We start from the raw sequence: 17,263 nt of genomic DNA, 5'->3' as shown, positions 1-17,263 counted from the left end.
CTTCCGTTCCATCTGTTCTTGAATTTTCTCTTGAATTTTCAAGGTTGTCTCACTATTCAATTATCAAGGTTCTTTGTAGTTGGCTTTTTTATTTCTCAAGCGCAACTCCTATATCTTACCACACTTTCAAGCGCTTGTCAATGTTTTTTTATCAGAACATTTTCGCTCGTCGGTAGGTTTTCATTATAACATCATGATTGCTATAAGTCAACCACTTTGTTACATTAATCTTAGAAAACAAAGCGGAGAAAGAGGGATTTGAACCCTCGCACCGCGCAAACGGTCTACACCCTTAGCAGGGGCGCCTCTTCAGCCACTTGAGTATTTCTCCTGATTGCTTATTTTCTTTTGATTAAGCATCACTTGTCCGTGACGCATTGATTATTATACTAAAGAGATATTTATTTGTCAATCACTTTTTTAACTTTTTTTATTTTTTATTTTCACTGCCCTTTTTTCCATACTTCAGCCAGTATATTCAGGCTTCTTTCAAAGTCCTGCCTGTCCTTTTTCTTTATAACACTCAGTAGTATCCCACAGAAAAAATTCATTACTGCAATTACAAGTACTGCACTGATAATGATCAATGTAGGAAATTTTGCTACTTCACCTGTATGGAAGAATTCAATTAAGATAGGAATAAAAAAACACATGCTCACCAGTATAAGAATAGAACTTATAATAGAGAAGAAAGCAAACGGTCTGGTATCTTTAAACAGTTCACCTATTGTCTTGAGAACCTTAAAGCCGTCTTTAAATGTATTCAGCTTTGATTCACTCCCTGCAGGCCTGTCCTTATACTGAATGGGTTTCTCTGCGATCCTCATGTTATAATTTAATGCAAATATAGTCATTTCGGTCTCAAGCTCAAACCCCTTGGATATAACAGGATAGGATTTAACAAACATTTTGTTAAATGCCCTGGCGCCTGTCATGATGTCATTAAGTCTTGATTTAAACAAGAGGTTGATGAGCTTTCTTACCAGAACATTGCCAAAATTATGGAAAGCCCTTTTATTCTCCGAAAAATATGTGGAGGACAGCCTGTCTCCTACCGCCATATCTGCCCTTCCCTCAAGTATTTCTTTTTCCAGTACCGGTCCGAATGAGGCATCATAGGTGTCATCTCCATCCACCATAATATAGCAGTCAGCATCAATATCCCTGAACATGGAACGTACTACATTCCCTTTGCCCTGGCGGTATTCATATCTGACTGTCGCGCCCGCCTCTCTTGCAATTATATCTGTACCATCTGTGGAGTTATTGTCATAGACGTATATCTGCGCATGGGGCATCTCCCTTTTAAAATCCTCCACCACCTTTTTAATTGTTTTAGCCTCATTGTAACAAGGTATTAAAACTGCTGTACTCATCTATTTTCCTCTGCTATTTTCTATGTGTATATAACCGTTACTGGCCACGGAGTAAACTTTCGTGCTTTTTGCGTGAACATCTGATTTCAGATATAATTTTACCCAGAGAACATACAGACAGAATCTTAATCATTTCCATCACCGGAAGTGCACCTGTTGAATAATGGTACAAATGCCCTGTTCCCTGAATTTTTGTCAAAAACTCTGTAAACCATGAAACAGCCGCTATCAATACAAGGCAGCTGCCTGCCAGGCCAGTAATGACCAGCCAGATATTCCACCAGTAAAATTCTTTTCTTCTCATCCTGTATATCATATAAACAGTGAGGACTATATAAGAAAGCACAGCAGCTGCCGTCAGCAGATTCCCTGATATTTTATACAGCCCTACTATTTTGTTTGAAAAGCTGACAATCCTCTTTGCATATCCCAGTTCCGGGTCATTAAGAGCTGCTGCAGATTCCACATTTACAATATAGCTGTCTGTCTCCGTCAGACCGCTCACTAATGGAATCGTGTCCAAAAGACTGCCGTCTGTATAGATGTTCAGGAACAGTCCGTTTCTGTACTCTCCCCTTACATCAGTCTGAAATCTGGATACTCCTGAATTATCATATTCGGGATATACTTCCAGAATATCTGCACTCTCCTGCAGACTGGGCGTATTTACAGTATTTCCATTTTCATCCGTCAAAGTTATAGTCTTGCTTTTTCCATCTTCTTTAAGGATAATCCATCCTTTTATGTTTATGTATACATCATTGTATACAATGTTCGCTCCTGTCATTGCCTCAATATATCGTCTCTGATACCAGTTTCCCGATCCTGTGTAAGCCCCTGTGGCCGACTTTTCATAGCCTGACAGCATTCTGAAATCTTCAGCCATAAAGGAAAGCAGTTCCGGCATATCCTCAGAGAACACAAATCCATCTGAGAGGTTAGACAGATAGACTGCATCCTTTTTTTCCAGCCTTCCATCTTTAAAAGCAAGACTGATTTCCTCATGTACATTTCTGAAATACTCATTTGCCGTGACTGCGTCCCTGTAATATCCGGCCTGTGCAGCGGCATCTCTTAAGGTCCATACGATCAGATCGCCGTTTATCTCCCCGCCTGAAGCCCAGCCGCTTGAGAACATCTGCTCTATCTGAGGTTTCATTTCATTCAGGGAAGGACTCACCTGGAGCGCCCTGTTCACAGCATCCTGAGATATCCATACTGTATCTGCCGCATCATCAGCCTTTATCCTCAGCAGATCTGATATAAAATCAGCAAAATAAGTACCTGACCTGTCATTTACTGCAAATATGCCATACTCCTTATAATTGACAGCTGAGATCACAAGATTACTTGCAAAGAGAGCAATTACAGGCAGAATGGCAACAGAAGCCCTGAGCACTCTCTTCCCCCATGCCTCACATTTCTTCAGTGCATAGATTAGTGTAATTACTGACGCTCCGGCAATAAAGGGAAGCAGCCATACGGAGTCATCCCTCAGATGCCAGAAAAATACAGTACCCGCAGCTGCGAGTATAGACCAGGGCAGAAATTTTCTTAATTTTTCATCTTTTCTAAAAAACATTCCCGTCAGTCCGGAGACTGTCAGCAGGACAGCTGCGGGAATGAGCGCAAGATTATACGCCCGCTGTCCTGTTCCCCCTGACAGCATGGAGGGTGAATACAGCAGAAATAAATAGACAGCAGCCTGTACATATCTGTTAGTTATAAAATTTCTGACTGCAAGTACAAAACTGGCTGCCGCTGCTGTATACAAAAGTCCCATCCCCAGCAGATACGGAATAAAAAACTTGTTGCAGAAAGCAATGAACGCCGGGAACATGATTCCCTTTACCAAAGTCAGATTTCCGTAATCCCCCAGCCAGTTTCCTCCTGCCATGGATTCCCCGTGCTGAAGCAGAAGCAGGTCATCATAAAGTGTATCGCCCAACCCGTCTATCGGCATCCGCGAAAATAAAAAAATACGGAATAATGTTGCCAATATCAAAATTGCGGCCAGTAATCTGCCCTGTCTCTTTTCATTAAACCAAACCCTTATCTTAACCATAAACCTCCTCTGATATATGCCTTCTGCGTGAATATTAACATCACTGCTGCTCTTTAATACACTCCGCTATCTTTTCTTCAATCCTCTTTTTTACCGCGGCCGCTATTTCCACAGATTTCATATTCTTATAATCTTCATAGTACATGGGTGGCAGATAGTGTATCTGCACCACTGTCTCCTCCGTACTATTTGTATCAAAGGGCTTATAAGCATCTAAAAGAGCCACTGGCACTATGGGGCATTTAGCTCTCATGGCAGCCTTAAAGCTTCCTCCTTTAAAATCAAGAAGCTCATTTCCTTTTTTAGATCTTGTTCCCTCCGCAAAAATAATATAATTTCTTCCACTCTGCACTTCCTCAGCTACCTGCAGGATCGTCCTCATTGCTTCTTTTACATCATCCCTGTCTATGGGGATAGCCCTCATAACTTTGAATACCTGCTTCAGGAACGGAACATTCTGCACTTCTTTTTTCATGACTACAGAAAACGGCCTGTCACAGCTTTCCAGAAATGCCAGCGTATCATAGAGGCCCTGATGATTGGGATATATAATAAACCCATCCTTCGGCGGCAGATTCTCCTGTCCGTCGGCCTGTATGATCACATTTCCGCCCTTATTAGCATTTATGGTCACTTTCTTCAGAAAATCAAACCTCTCCTTCTCCGAATGTCTGTCCGACTTTCTGCCATACAGGCAGAGCTGAACAAACCAGAAAGGCACATATAAGATATTATGCAGGACCATCAAAAGAATCCTCTTCATTTATATCAGCTCTCTTTCTGATACTGCTTAACCGCAGTCTCATACAGGTTATTTCCTGCAGAATCAGCAACTACGATAACAGGAAAATCCTCTACCTCCAGCTCACGTATAGCCTCTGTCCCCAGATCTTCATAAGCTATCACCCTGGCGCTTTTGATCCTCTGAGACAGAAGGGCTCCTGCCCCTCCTACTGCTGCAAAATAAACTGCTCCGTTCCTTACAACAGCATCCAGTACCTCTTTTGTCCTCTTTCCTTTTCCTATCATACCGATCAGTCCCATATCCAGAAGCTTCGGGGCATACTTATCCATTCTGCTGGCAGTGGTAGGCCCGGCAGAACCTATCGGACGTTCCTCCCTGGCCGGTGAAGGTCCCATATAATAAATGATATTTCCGTCAACCTCAAGCGGAAGCTTCTCCCCTCTGTCCAGCGCTTCCTGCATCCTTTTATGCGCTGCATCCCGGGCTGTATAGATCTTCCCGGTAATATATACGTAATCTCCTGCCCTCAGACTCTTTGCCTCTTCCCTGCTCAAGGGTGCACTGATATGTTTGTCCATTACGGTCTCCTCCTTATATCGTCCTTGTACGGTGCCTGTTTACATGACAGCAGATATTGACTGCCACGGGAAGCCCCGCAATATGTGTTGGATATGTATTGATATTTACAGCCAGTGCTGTAACTCTTCCTCCAAGGCCCCCCGGTCCTATACCAAGTCCGTTTATTTTTTCAAGGAGCTCTTCTTCCATTTCTTTTACATAGGGAACAGAAGAATGTGAACCTGCATCCCTGGTGAGAGCTTTCTTTGCCAGAATGGCACACTTTTCAAATGTTCCTCCGATGCCAACGCCTACCACCATAGGCGGACATGCATTTGGCCCCGCATCCCTCACAGCTGTCAAAACTGCATTCTTAACTCCTTCAATGCCCTCTGCCGGCTTCAGCATAAATACGCGGCTCATATTCTCACTGCCAAATCCCTTCGGCGCCACGGTGATCTTCACCTTATCTCCCGGAACCATCTCATAATGAATAACAGCAGGCGTGTTATCCTTTGTATTCTCCCGGATGAGAGGATCTTTGACTACTGATTTTCTCAGGAAACCTTCCGTATATCCCTGTCTGACCCCTTCATTCACAGCATCCTCAAGACATCCTCCTTCCAGATGAACATCCTGTCCGATCTCCATAAAGATTACGGCCATCCCTGTATCCTGACAGATCGGTATCATATCATCTCCCGCTATCTTAAGATTCTCCTGAAGCTGGGTAAGTATCTGTCTTCCAAGAGGCGATTCCTCTTTATCCACTGCTTCTTTCATGACTGTATCCATATCCGGAGACAGGAAATGATTGGCCTCTATACACATTTCTTTGATGTTTTCTGTAATCTTATCCACAGAAATTGTTCTTATCATGGCATAACCCTCCGTTTATCTGGTATCAGCTACCTTGTTACCTTATATCATAAGATATTCTAACATGGAAAGCAAGAGCCGTCTTCACTAAATACAACAAATACCCAGTCATTTTGTCCTGATGCCTTCCGCGGTGGACGCACAGTTATTTCTTTCATCCCTGTCAGATCCCCCATATAGCTGAATGTGCCGGAGACAGGCTCAAACCAGTACCCTGACAGCTTTTTCTTATCTCTATAATCCTTCAGATCTAATATGAACATATCTCCCATATAATCATAACAATAAATATAATTCTTTCCAGCAAAGACACTGATCCTGTGATACCTCTCCTTTTGCCCGCACAGAAGCAGCTCCTCCCGGGGAGTGCCATGTACAAAGTCGACTCTCTCCATAAGACTTCTCAGATGTCTCATCTGACAGCTGCCCTCCTGGTGGAGAGCATCCATCCAGTGTTCTCTGACTCCAAAGGCTCCTGGCTTTGAAATATCTGAATGAAACTGCATAATGGCATTGTGCCCGTATGTATATCCGCACGCCCCTTGAAATACAGACCAGTAACCATAGCGCCTCACGTCACAGTCCTCCCAGTACGGCTCCCTGGGATCATGGAGCCCGTGGGGAATCCCTTCATATGATGGCTCTGCATCGACTACCGGCTTTACATCCGCCCGGCTGTGCACCTGATCCACATATCTCCAGTTATCTTCCCCATAAGTATTGTCGCCCTGGCCCTTGTCATCCCAGCGTCCCAGCGTCACCTGGTCGTATCTCCTGTGTCCTGACTGGAACATGTGAAAATCCATCCACGGCTCTTCTGCAAACCACTGGTCTGATGATGTACGGCCAAATGGATGGAAACTCATGAGCCTCGACGGATTGTATTCCTTTAAAGTCCTTCCCAGGGCACAGAAACGCGGGTAAGCGGCATCTCCCCTCACATCCCCTCCGATCACCCAGATGAGATTCTTTTTTTCCTGATATCTGGCGCCCAGGAATCTTCCGTATCGCACCATTTTTTCCTCATCCATGATCTCACTCTTAGCGATGCTTCCCCAGACCGGAAGAACTGCTATATAAAGCCCCATATCCTCTGCCATGTCTATGACCCTGTCACAGAGCTCCCAATACTCTGGGTTTCTTATATCCTTATCCCAGCCCTCATCTCCTTCTTTTCTGTCTTCCTTATAACTGTGAAAGAAATCTATCTGTATTACATTAAAGCCCTTTTCCTTCCTGTTCCTCAGATAAAGGGCACATTCCTCCAAAGAACACGTCTGTGTCAAAAGCCATGCAGTATCCCCCATCCAAAAGAAAGGTACTTCTCCATTCTGCAGATATTTTTTATTTCCACTCACTGATAATTCACCATGATCCCAATAATTCATCTCGTTTGCCTCACTTTTCTATTTGTTTTTAATTATTATGGTTTTTAGTTATTATAATAGAATAAAAGTTATACCACAATCCATTCTGTTATGATATGTATGTATTAATCTCCGCATTTTGTACTCACTGTGAATGGCAACCTGTGATATACTATAAACATGTGTAATTTTACAGCGATGGGATTTAAATCATGAATGAGGAAAAATTATGAGAATTGAACTGACAGAACTTTCTTTGAATGAATATAATCGTCTGGCCGGAAATGAGATGACCCCTGAGGAGGCCGCCAGATACCTGACAGAGGATATTACTATACGCACCTTCTATGAGCTTCTCTGCGGACTCTATAAAGGAGAAGGACTGACTGAACGGCTGGCTGAGGGCTATCACAGCGCCTGCCCTGATATTCCGGCTGATTCAGTCCGGCGCAGGATCAGGAACTGGGCTTCAGGGAAAAACCTGCCTTCCGGAAGAGATGATATTTTTTTAATTTCTTTTATCCTTGGGCTGAATGAGGAGCAGGCCTCCCTGCTCCTCGGCTCCGTGTCAGACTATGGCATCCACTACAGAGATGGAAAAGAACTCAGCCTTGCTTACTGCCTCCGGACCGGACAGTCTTACGAAAAAGCCCAGAAGCTAATGCAGTCACTCCCCCCGGTCCCTGTGTCTGACCCCGTATCTGATAATTACCTGCAAAATGCCGTGCGCACAGAGGTGATCAAAAATGATTTTTCAGATGTTTATACAGATGAGGAATTTATGCGGCTTTATACCCTCCATCTTCAGGATTTTGGGGCCTTCCATCTGAAAGCCTATGATTACTTTAATAAATACTTCCGCCTCCTCACTCTCCCTGACCACGGCCTGAACATGGAAGAAGACCTGTTGGACGGCAGATATTCCATTGAAAAAATTTCTTCTCTCTATTTTGATATGAATCTTCCATCCACCCGCAGCAGGAAGGGGTATACGCTTGTCCAGAAGCTGATCAGGAAGTACTGGCCAAATGCCACCTCCCTAAAAAACATCCAGGCACGGCGGGAACCCGTGACCAGAAAGCTCCTGCTGCTCCTCTACGTTATCACAGAGAATGTGACAGATGAAGAGTATGATGAACTTGATGAAGAGTACCTGACGCCGAAAGAACGCTTTGAAGAACACTGGTGGCGCCTTAACCTGATCATGGATGACTGCGGCATGAATCCTCTTGACCCCAGAAATGCTTTTGACTGGCTGATTCTGTATGCAGTCAGCTCTGCTGAAGATTCCATGAGCTCCCGAATGGAATCTGTCATGGCTGCTTTATTCTGATCCTGTAAGATGAGCCCCATAGACAGCGCTCATCTTCATATAGATCTCCTCCATCTGCTGCATACATGCTTCCATTTTCTGGTCTGCCCCCTCACTTGTTTTCTCCCACTGTACATCCGAAGGCTGAAAACACCTGAGGGCCGCCAGAACATTTTTATCTAAATACTCCATCTCCTCATCAGAGATCCCTGCAAACAGGCTGTTGATTCCATAATACATGAATTTTGTATTTTCCTCAAAATATTCTCTGTCGAGTCTGCATATCTGTTTCAGTTCATCCGGGATTTCTCCCATGGATGGTATATAATCATCCAGATAATATGATATATTTGTCAGGAAATCCTGCCACCCGTCTTTTTCACTGGCAAGTGTCTGATAAGGCACCATAAAGTCTGCAGCGCTTATTCCTTTTTTCTCCAGGCAATCCTTGACTTCATCACTCATTTCATACGAAATTCCGGCCGCAGTTTCCAGCTGTTTCTGTGCCTCACTGCATGAGTCAGAAGCTTTTTTCCGTCCTTCCTCTGACGGAGAAGCTATATATTCTTCCACTGCTGTCAAAGCTGTATCAAAATGAGCAGACAGTTCATCCGATGCTCCTATGATGCTGCCAAAATCGTCCATCATCTTTTCGGAAGTCTCCTGATCCGCCTTCCCGCATCCTGACAAAACAGCTAAACATAAAATAAAAATGATCATCAGGCTTCTGCCCGCCTTTTTTAACATACCTTTCTCCTCCCTGATCCGTCTGCGGCTTTCTATAAGACAAATCCACATCTCTGCATCTGTGCCATACATTCTTTCAATTGTACTTCTGCCGCAGTCTGCTTTATCTCCATCTGTTTTCTGTCTTCTTCAGTCTTCTTGGAAATAAATACACTGCCAAATGAATTGCTGTGGGCTATCCATTCATATATCTCCTGTCCATAATCCCCTGGAAAATCTGCCTCAACTGCTGCTATTTTCCAGTAGATCACTTCTTTATACGCCTCCAGATATTCCTTATATGCCCCCACAGCTTCTCTTCTTCTGTCAGGAGTATATCTGCTGCCAGGCTCCATCATATCCAGCAGCTGCTCCATTGTCTGTTTCATAAATACGAAATGCTCTCCCGGTTCCCTGTAGAAACTGAGGATCCTGGCAGCATCAAACCCTGCGCCTGTTTCAGAGAAGATTTCTGCAGACCTTATATCATCACTGTCATCCTTGCTGTACATCCCGGCCTTTTCCACTGCCCTCTGCACATTTTTTTCAAAGTTCTGATATCTCTTCTCATCACCGCTTAACAGACCATCATCATCTGCCATTTCCAGTACCTTTTCTTCTTCGTAAAGCATTGTATCCAGCCTGCCACAAAGTATCTCCATCTGCCCTGCACAATTTTTTAATCTGGCTCTCTCCTCCACGGTCACAGGATAGGAAAGCTTCATAAACAGGGCAAATCCTGCTGCCCCAAATCCTATAACCATGCCCAGTATTACAATATATCTGCCTGTCCGTGCCTTTCTCCTTCTTTTCAGATACTTCTTTAAATTTTCCTGTGCCCTCTCAGATAAAAAATCCAGATATACCTCATGAGCAATATGAAAGCTTCCGTCTCTGTCCCCAGACAGAAGCGCCAGCCTGTCATTAAGTCCCAAAATAATGCAGTCTGCCCATTCCGCCTGGCTGTTTATACCCTCCATTACCTGGCCTGCCTTTCCCATATACTCAGGAAAAGCCAGCGCAAAATCCTTTTCTTTGATAAGCTTCATACTTTTTTCAGCTATCTTATAAAACTCATCAGAATTTATAAACAGGCGGCTCTTTCTTTTCATTTCCAACGCTGCCATAGGAAGTACATGCCACAGCAGATAATTCATGCGCCATCCGTCAGCTTCCCATTCTCTGACAAGACATTCCAGATATTTTCTGATCAGCTTCTCTTTATCATCCTGAATATCACAAACCACGCCATTTTCACCTTTTTTGCATATCTCCAGATACATATCCAGCATCATGGGATTTCTCAGCAGCTCCTGCATTCCCGTATCTGACGGTATAAAAAGGCCGGAATCGTTCAGAATCTCCTTCATCTGGCAGATACTTAAGGGCCTGATTGAATAACAGCTGCAGCCTGATAAGTTTCTACCTGATATGAGGATTCTGACACCTCTTTTTTGTCTGAATAAGCTTATCTCTCTGATCAGCTCCCTCTTTCCTTCCCTCACCTCATCTAATCCGTCCAGTATAAGAAATATCTGGTCTTTCTTCTCAAGGACTTCCATGAGCCCCTCACATGCTTCTTTGGCTCCGTTTACTTTTCCGTCAGGCTTTAAATACTCCAGAAGAGAGTCCTTTATAAAGGAGGAGGCTCTGCCCCGTGCCTCCTGATACCTGTACAGCGGAAGAAACCACACCACCGGCCTGTCCCTGTTATATTCCCGGGTGGAGGCTTCCCAGAAATCCAGGAGCATGGTAGATTTTCCAGAACCTCCTTCTCCCTCAAGAAGCGCAGCAGAATTTTCAGATAATACCCTTTCCCAGAACTGGCCTGCTGTAAGCTTTTCCCGGCTGCTGCTTTCTATCCTGTAATCCAGCGGAAACCTCTTTTTCTCTTTTCTGGCTGCCAGCTGCAGACATTTTCTTCTGCTGATATCCCAGAGGGCCTCATGCGTCACACCCCTGCCCTCTATCCTGAGCATAAGTTCATCCAGATCCGCTCTCAGTTCTCCTGTTGACTGATATCTTCTGGCAGTTGACAGCTTCAGGCCTTTTGTTATGATCCCATATACCTTTGATCTGACTGAAGGCATCTCCCCATCCAGAAGAGCAGAGTCTCCAATCTCCTTTTTCAGAGATTTTACATCCTGCATCTGTTCCTGTCCAAGTATAGTCCCTGTGAGAATTCTATAAAAGACTGCACACACAGAATACATATCTGAATGGCGTCCCACAGACCTTAAATTTTTAAGCATCACCTCAGGCGCTGAATAACCCCTTTTCCTGCTGAAGCACTCAGGCGGATGTTCCAGGATCTCTTCTGATTTCCAGATACTGTTATAGTCGATCAGCAGAGCCTTTCTCTCTTCTCCTGACGGCAGCAGAAGACAATTATCCGGGCTGATGTCCAGATAAAGATAACCATGGCTGTGAAATACCTCAAGGCATTCAAGAACGTTCTTCAGAACAGATACTGCCTGAAGCAGAGACCTGATATTCCCTGCATCCAGCTCCTCCTCCAACGTAGAACCTCCCTGCCAGGGCAGAACAGAATAGATGGTTCCCCCTGCCCTGTATGAATTCAGATTTCCGCTGATAAGGCCCGGATCCTTTAAAAGCAGTTCCAGCTGGATCTGGGTTCCTCTCATGAAGCTGCGCTCATGAATAGAGAAAAACTCCCCGGCCTGTTTTTCCACAACTATACATTTTCCATCTCTGCCCCGGCATATTTCTCCCGTCCTGGTGAGAGGGAAAAGTTCCTTCAAAAGTACCTGATGCCAGCTGTTCTCCATTAATGAATCCCTGTATCTGGCCAGATACACAGCTGAACTTGCCCCATACCCTTCCAACCCCAGGATCTCATAGCAGATACCTCCCAGCACCACTTCTGTTCCCTGTTCTAAAAAACTTCTGACATCTCTCATATTTACTATCCCATCATGCCGCCTGCCTCATTAAGCCACTTAAAAAATTCAGGCGAAAGCTCCTGGTAATACCGCAATAACTCTGTAGATATCATACCATAAAAGATTTCTTTGAACAATAATATTGAATTCTTCTCTTCATCCGTCACGCTCTCTTTAAATGCACATTCCCTGATTTTCCCCAAGGCATTTAAAATTTCCTTCTCTCTTCCCTCAAAAGTAAGGGATGGGATACTGCATCCTGTCTCCCTTTGCCCACTTTCTGAAAAATCTCTGTAATCCCTCTGCCAGAATCCTGAAACCTTTCCTGTCTCAGAATCTATTTCAAGCCAGGCATACGGCAGCACCTGCACCGGACTCTGCATGTTTTTATTTTCTTTACAGCTGTAAAGAAAAGCTCTGTCAGCCATTTTTCCCATCTTCCTGTAAGGAATCAGAAGGGACATGGAGATTTCCTTTCCCAGCACCTGGATCTGCCATGACCTGGGTTTTGCCTGGAAAGAGCTTTCTAAATCCGCAAGCTCACCGCCCTCCTGGCCTGCCGCTCTTTTGATCCACGAGAAAAATTCAGGTGACAGCCCCTCATAATATGTCATAAGTTCTGCCGGTACGATTATTTTCATTAAATCGATATAATTTCTTAAAAGGTCAGCCTTCTGTCCGTCCAGCTTCTCCATGAATACATACTTTTTGATCTCTTGGTATATTCTGGCATATTTTTTACAGTACTCAGAATATTCACCTGCTGTCAAAGACTGGCTGATCTGATAGTTTACTCTTGCCTCCGGATCATAACCGCCCTCCATAAAATCTCTGTCCGCACACTTCTGGTAGGCCAGGAGTTTTTCTTTTTCCATAGAGCGCACGATCCAGGCGAAGGGTCTGTAACCGCATGTTCGTCCCGGTGTAAACGGATATATAAAAGCCCTCTCTGTCAGCCTTCCATCTTCCATACAGGGTACAAAAAATGACATGGCAGTTCCGGGAGGAACTATTGAAAATCCCCGTCCGCTCCTGAGGCCTTCTGCAATTTCTGCAATACTCTTCATATTTTCTTCCTCCTAAACTATTCTGATCGGCGACGTGGTATATACAATAGAGCTTCCCTGGGCATTCATATATGCATCATCCAGTATATCTGTTGTGACAAGCCGGCAGCTGTCTGTCTCCATTCCCCGTCCGCTGTCACATATATAGAATCCCTGTATCTCACCTGTCTGTGCATCCCTGGCAACTCCTGTGACTGTTACCCAGTGATTTACAAGAGCCGAACCATTCTCATCAACGCTCATAGCCTGGGGGCTGTCCCACAGATATCCCGCATTCACCTGCATGATCACGCCATTGCCGCTCTCCACAAGATCTGCGATCCCCTCATAGGAGGTGATTCCCGACATATCACTCCATGTGAGCTGGTACTGTGCGTCTATCCCCGCACACTTGAGTATATCCACCAGGTTATCAGGATACGTGCCTCCCGAATTTTCAGGGTCTCCGTCTATGTATTCGCACATATTATTTTTCAGGGCAAAAAGTGTTATATCATCCTCACCCAGATCAATCCCAGCCAGCTGCAAAAGGTTGGACACGCTTACCAGCCCGCAGTTGCCATAGGCATTAAAAGGATTGTCTCCCTGCATGTAGTCCAGACGTACTGATACCTCCTGGGGATTGCCTGTCACAAACAGATCATCTGATAATACTGCAGGCTCCAGATTAGGGATCCCATCCGTAAATGGATATCCCGGTATAGATAACTCATTCCATTCCTCATTTTCCAGAGTCCTTTCTGTATACTCCAGATTCTGAGGGGCATATAAGTCACGGGTTACATATAACTCCTGGGGAATATACATTTCCTGAGGACCATATATATCCTGCGGCATGTATATCTGAGGGACAGTATACAGATCATTTGGGGTATATCCTTCAAAATCAAAACTCATGCTTCCACCTTCTTCTTACTTTTTATCTTTCCATATCTGGAATACCACCTGTAATACAGTTCATGTGCTTTTTTATCCCCTGCTGCTCTCTTCATCAATATCATGCCAAGTACCTGTGCACGTGTATTTTCCATAATACCTCCCCCTCTCTGATCCAGAAGCAGGGCAGCCTGCTTATTCCACCTGGAGGGATCAAAGATGCCGGCAGCAAAGTATCTGTCTCCCTCCATGAAATCATAGATCTGTCTGCAAAGACATGTGAAATCCTGCCAGATCCCCGGCTGCTTTCCCCCGATACAATCCCTGAGACATTCTGCTGTCTTGTCTGCCCATGGAAAATCCAGCTTTTCAACTGATGTAAGAGCTTCCAGGCACTGTTCTTTTTCAGGGAGCGGATTCCCCGTTCTTTTGGCAAGCAGTATTTCCAGGACTGTTTCTGTCTCTTTTCTTTCAGGGTATCTTTTTTTCTGTCTTTGAATCCCTTTAGCTTTTTCTGCATCAAACGGCTGATTCCTCTCAGGGGGGAAATAATTCATTCTGCACAGGATGGGGCTTATCCAGTCTCCCTGATGCACTGCCGCCACTCCTGTCTCCAGACGCGCCAGTTCCATGATCTGGGCATCATTTAGGGCAATTGCCCTGCCCGCCTTTACTCTGTCTTTCTCCTGAGGAAGCCTGAATAAAACTTTTGTATTTGTATTTCTGATAACAGACTCATCCATGATCCCGGGAGACTGGTCAGCGATAATAAAACCTTCCCCGTATGTTCTCATCTCAGCTATGGCATTTGTAAGTATCTCCACAGACATCCCTCTCAGATTTGCTCCCTCCATGCTCTGCTCATCAGAAGAAGCCCTCAGAAGGTGATGGGCCTCTTCCAGCACTGTCACATGGCGCAGTCCCTGGTTCATCCCCTTCCTTCTGCTGCTTCTGTACTCCTGCAGTCTGATGATCAGGATTCCCATGATCAATGATTTTGTCTCAGAAGAGCCCAGCCTGCTGATGTCTATAATCACATTGGAATCAAACAGAAGCTCATCAGGTATCTGAGGGCCGCAGAATATTTTTTTGTAAATATACTGGCCCATTGATTTTACCCTTGTGACAAGCGCCCCTACATAATTTCCTTTTACTTCCTGTGAGTACTCTGTCTGGTTTAAAACCTGGGGAAGTATATCCGTCACATCAGAAAATGTGGGGAATCTGGGAGGATCAAAGAGACATTCCCCCCTCTCCAGATCCCACCCGCACATCTCATAAGCCCTGGCCACACTTTCCTTCAGGACAGCAGGCATAGCTGCGTACATGGGCCAGCTGGCATTAAAGACTTCTATCAGCCTTTCCAGATGCTCCAGCACATGCACCCCTTCCGGGAAGGCAAAAGGATTGACAGCCAGAACTGGACCCATCCATTCGTTTGTTCCATATACATTTACATCATCCCTGCCACCGAACACAGATGAATATTCTCCTTTTGCCGGCTCTATCACCATCATATGGATCCCGTTTTTCATAAGTCCGTCCAGAAGCACATAACAGAAGTTAGACTTTCCTGAGCCTGTGGAACCGGAAATAAACATATGCTTTGTCAATTCATCTATATCTAAGGAGATATCCTTATCCTCAGTAATCCCCATGTGATGCAGATATCCTACTGAAATCCCTATCTGTCCCGATTCACTGCTCCTCATCACATCTCTGGAAAATTCTGCGTGAGTGTCTACCAGCAGCCCTCTGACAGACTTCCTGGGCCATGAAAAATGGATGGGCATCTCCTGCGCCAATGCCATAACTGCCGGTGTGACAGAAGGATGACAGACATCACTTCCCTGTCCGGAAAATACAGGATGCTGCATATGTGAAATATACCTGCATATTTTATCAGCCTCCTCCCTCTCCTCCCAGACATTTACATACGATACTCCTGCGCCCTTGCTGCCTCCCCTGAGAAGAGAGCTGTAAATCCCCGCCCCCATCCGCACAGATGCTGAATCTGCTGCCAGGATATATGCAGCACAGTCAAACGCCCCGTTCCACTCACATTCCTTAACTCTCTCCAGCCTGTCGTCAATAGCCTGGAGAATATTTGTTACCGTCTTATTCTCATATGTATACTGTTTTGTCCTGCCTGTGCTTTTGCCTGTATTTTCTGAACTGCTGGTATTTCTTCCCTTCTGCCTGCTGTCCGCTCTTGATTCATTTGTTCCTTCATTCACACCTGTATCGGTATGCTCCGTGTTTCCTGAACTCACTGTCTCAGGCTTTATTCCTGTCATCCTGAGCATATTGTTGCCAAGAAGGGCTCCGCCCGTAACACTCCCCAGCACTGCTGAGGCTCCGCCTGTCATACCGGCCAGAAGCGACATACCTCCCATAGTGGCCAGCTGGACTCCTATTTCTTTTTTTCTTGTATCCCTGTCACTCTCCTTTGAAGATGATAACGTCCTGGATGTGCCTGTTGTCCTGCTCTCCCCCCTGGAGGAACCAACTGTCATGGTAACTGAATCTGTGATCGTCTCCCCTGCTGTTTTTGTAAAACCTTCCGTCTCTGTCTCTGATACAGATACAGCAGCTTTCTGGAACGGGCTCATCTGAAAATACAGATTTTCATATCCCGCCCTGATCCGCCTCAGCGTCTCCTGGGCGACTGATGATGCCAGAACTATAAGTGAAAATGGCGTGCCTCTCATGGCATCCACCATTTTTTCAAGTCCCTGAAGATATCCTTCCTTTCCCTGTCCTCTGACAGAGGCCATTGTAGACACACAGGCCACTGATTCATTTCCGGGAAACATCTTTTCAAAAAGCTGCCTGTTATCCCTCACTCTCATTGTTTTTATCCTGCAGCCTGGAAAATTTCCTTTTACGGAATTCTGCATTGTATCAAATACATGCCCCAGCTCCTCCATATCACCGCAGGATGTCCCCATATATACATCAGTCTGCGAACCATCGTGATAAAGGATATAGACTGCCGTGGCATCGAACTTAGAGACAGCCCCGAACACGCCTGACATCTTTCCAAGTATATCCTCCTTACTGTCATAAGAAAGGCTTGATATATGGAACAGCCTTACATTATCAGCGACCGGGATCTGCTCTGGTCCTTCCTCCATTGGGACGATCTCTCTCTTATCCAGGTCAGCTAAATAATTCATTCTTATGTAGTAATCAGCCACAGCCATAGAGGTGAACAGTCCCGGATCCTGTTCCCTGACAGCCGTATCTTCTGGCTCAGTTAATATCTGAACACTGTATTCCCCTCTTCCCTCTTCGTATTTCTCCTGCACCTCATCCTCCTGCAGCTTCAGCCAATCCAGTTTTACTCCGTTTTCATCTACCATATCAAGACCTCTTTTCTGTGTCAT

General features: G+C 45.0%; 12 protein-coding genes and 1 tRNA gene. 1 reads left to right on the top strand and 12 read right to left on the bottom strand.

All coding sequences use genetic code 11. From position 1 onward, the window contains the following. Window positions 1–243 precede the first annotated feature (243 nt). From NSB28_RS22025 to NSB28_RS21995, 7 genes are all read right to left on the bottom strand, one after another. Window positions 244–331, bottom strand: a tRNA-Ser gene (locus tag NSB28_RS22025). 112 nt (window positions 332–443) lie between these two features. Continuing rightward, window positions 444–1,376 (bottom strand): glycosyltransferase family 2 protein, encoded by a 933-nt coding sequence (locus tag NSB28_RS22020; protein WP_109748581.1) that lies wholly within the window; start codon window positions 1,374–1,376, stop codon window positions 444–446. A 37-nt stretch (window positions 1,377–1,413) separates the two neighbouring features. Then, window positions 1,414–3,441: a hypothetical protein gene (locus NSB28_RS22015; RefSeq protein ID WP_109748582.1), complete on the bottom strand. Its 2,028-nt coding sequence runs from the start codon at window positions 3,439–3,441 to the stop codon at window positions 1,414–1,416. Between the two features lie 40 nt (window positions 3,442–3,481). Then, on the bottom strand, window positions 3,482–4,204 hold the full coding sequence (locus NSB28_RS22010; RefSeq protein ID WP_109748583.1) for a lysophospholipid acyltransferase family protein: 723 nt from the start codon (window positions 4,202–4,204) through the stop codon (window positions 3,482–3,484). 5 nt (window positions 4,205–4,209) lie between these two features. Next, the gene (locus tag NSB28_RS22005; RefSeq protein WP_109748584.1) at window positions 4,210–4,764 is read right to left on the bottom strand and encodes a Fe-S-containing hydro-lyase; all 555 of its coding nucleotides are present in this window, start codon (window positions 4,762–4,764) and stop codon (window positions 4,210–4,212) included. 13 nt (window positions 4,765–4,777) lie between these two features. Beyond that, a complete protein-coding gene (locus NSB28_RS22000) occupies window positions 4,778–5,623 on the bottom strand; it encodes a fumarate hydratase (RefSeq protein WP_109748585.1) in 846 nt (281 codons plus the stop codon). A gap of 59 nt (window positions 5,624–5,682) precedes the next feature. After that, window positions 5,683–7,011: a glycoside hydrolase family 140 protein gene (locus NSB28_RS21995; protein ID WP_109748586.1), complete on the bottom strand. Its 1,329-nt coding sequence runs from the start codon at window positions 7,009–7,011 to the stop codon at window positions 5,683–5,685. Between the two features lie 208 nt (window positions 7,012–7,219). Between NSB28_RS21995 and NSB28_RS21990 the strand changes: the two genes are divergently transcribed. After that, window positions 7,220–8,323: a hypothetical protein gene (locus NSB28_RS21990; protein ID WP_109748587.1), complete on the top strand. Its 1,104-nt coding sequence runs from the start codon at window positions 7,220–7,222 to the stop codon at window positions 8,321–8,323. Here the strand turns inward: NSB28_RS21990 and NSB28_RS21985 are convergent. The 5 genes from NSB28_RS21985 to NSB28_RS21965 are packed head-to-tail and all read right to left on the bottom strand — an operon-like array spanning window position 8,315 to window position 17,263. Next, window positions 8,315–9,049, bottom strand: coding sequence for a hypothetical protein (locus NSB28_RS21985; RefSeq protein ID WP_257497912.1), 735 nt, complete (start codon window positions 9,047–9,049; stop codon window positions 8,315–8,317). The genes NSB28_RS21990 and NSB28_RS21985 overlap by 9 nt on opposite strands. 32 nt (window positions 9,050–9,081) lie before the next feature. After that, entirely contained in the window at window positions 9,082–11,949 is a 2,868-nt protein-coding gene (locus tag NSB28_RS21980) for a protein kinase domain-containing protein (protein ID WP_109748589.1), read from the bottom strand. 5 nt (window positions 11,950–11,954) lie between these two features. Further along, window positions 11,955–12,998 (bottom strand): hypothetical protein, encoded by a 1,044-nt coding sequence (locus NSB28_RS21975; RefSeq protein WP_109748590.1) that lies wholly within the window; start codon window positions 12,996–12,998, stop codon window positions 11,955–11,957. 12 nt (window positions 12,999–13,010) lie between these two features. Continuing rightward, the gene (locus NSB28_RS21970) at window positions 13,011–13,895 is read right to left on the bottom strand and encodes a hypothetical protein (RefSeq protein WP_109748591.1); all 885 of its coding nucleotides are present in this window, start codon (window positions 13,893–13,895) and stop codon (window positions 13,011–13,013) included. Next, entirely contained in the window at window positions 13,892–17,263 is a 3,372-nt protein-coding gene (locus NSB28_RS21965) for a helicase HerA domain-containing protein (RefSeq protein WP_109748592.1), read from the bottom strand. The genes NSB28_RS21970 and NSB28_RS21965 overlap by 4 nt, the downstream gene beginning before the upstream one ends.

The sequence above is a fragment of the Murimonas intestini genome (genome assembly GCF_024622195.1).
GTDB classification, from domain to species: Bacteria; Bacillota; Clostridia; order Lachnospirales; family Lachnospiraceae; genus Murimonas; species Murimonas intestini.
The sequence above is the reverse complement of the archived record's forward strand: the minus strand, read 5'-3'. Positions and strand labels throughout refer to the sequence as shown.

What these genes read in the sequence shown, in the direction of transcription:
- NSB28_RS22020 (WP_109748581.1), bottom strand. Translation starts at nt 1,376, where the DNA reads ATGAGTACAGCAGTTTTAATACCTTGTTACAATGAGGCTAAAACAATT.
- NSB28_RS22015 (WP_109748582.1), bottom strand. Translation starts at nt 3,441, where the DNA reads ATGGTTAAGATAAGGGTTTGGTTTAATGAAAAGAGACAGGGCAGATTA.
- NSB28_RS22010 (WP_109748583.1), bottom strand. Translation starts at nt 4,204, where the DNA reads ATGAAGAGGATTCTTTTGATGGTCCTGCATAATATCTTATATGTGCCT.
- NSB28_RS22005 (WP_109748584.1), bottom strand. Translation starts at nt 4,764, where the DNA reads ATGGACAAACATATCAGTGCACCCTTGAGCAGGGAAGAGGCAAAGAGT.
- NSB28_RS22000 (WP_109748585.1), bottom strand. Translation starts at nt 5,623, where the DNA reads ATGATAAGAACAATTTCTGTGGATAAGATTACAGAAAACATCAAAGAA.
- NSB28_RS21995 (WP_109748586.1), bottom strand. Translation starts at nt 7,011, where the DNA reads ATGAATTATTGGGATCATGGTGAATTATCAGTGAGTGGAAATAAAAAA.
- NSB28_RS21990 (WP_109748587.1), top strand. Translation starts at nt 7,220, where the DNA reads ATGAGAATTGAACTGACAGAACTTTCTTTGAATGAATATAATCGTCTG.
- NSB28_RS21985 (WP_257497912.1), bottom strand. Translation starts at nt 9,049, where the DNA reads ATGTTAAAAAAGGCGGGCAGAAGCCTGATGATCATTTTTATTTTATGT.
- NSB28_RS21980 (WP_109748589.1), bottom strand. Translation starts at nt 11,949, where the DNA reads ATGAGAGATGTCAGAAGTTTTTTAGAACAGGGAACAGAAGTGGTGCTG.
- NSB28_RS21975 (WP_109748590.1), bottom strand. Translation starts at nt 12,998, where the DNA reads ATGAAGAGTATTGCAGAAATTGCAGAAGGCCTCAGGAGCGGACGGGGA.
- NSB28_RS21970 (WP_109748591.1), bottom strand. Translation starts at nt 13,895, where the DNA reads ATGAGTTTTGATTTTGAAGGATATACCCCAAATGATCTGTATACTGTC.
- NSB28_RS21965 (WP_109748592.1), bottom strand. Translation starts at nt 17,263, where the DNA reads ATGACACAGAAAAGAGGTCTTGATATGGTAGATGAAAACGGAGTAAAA.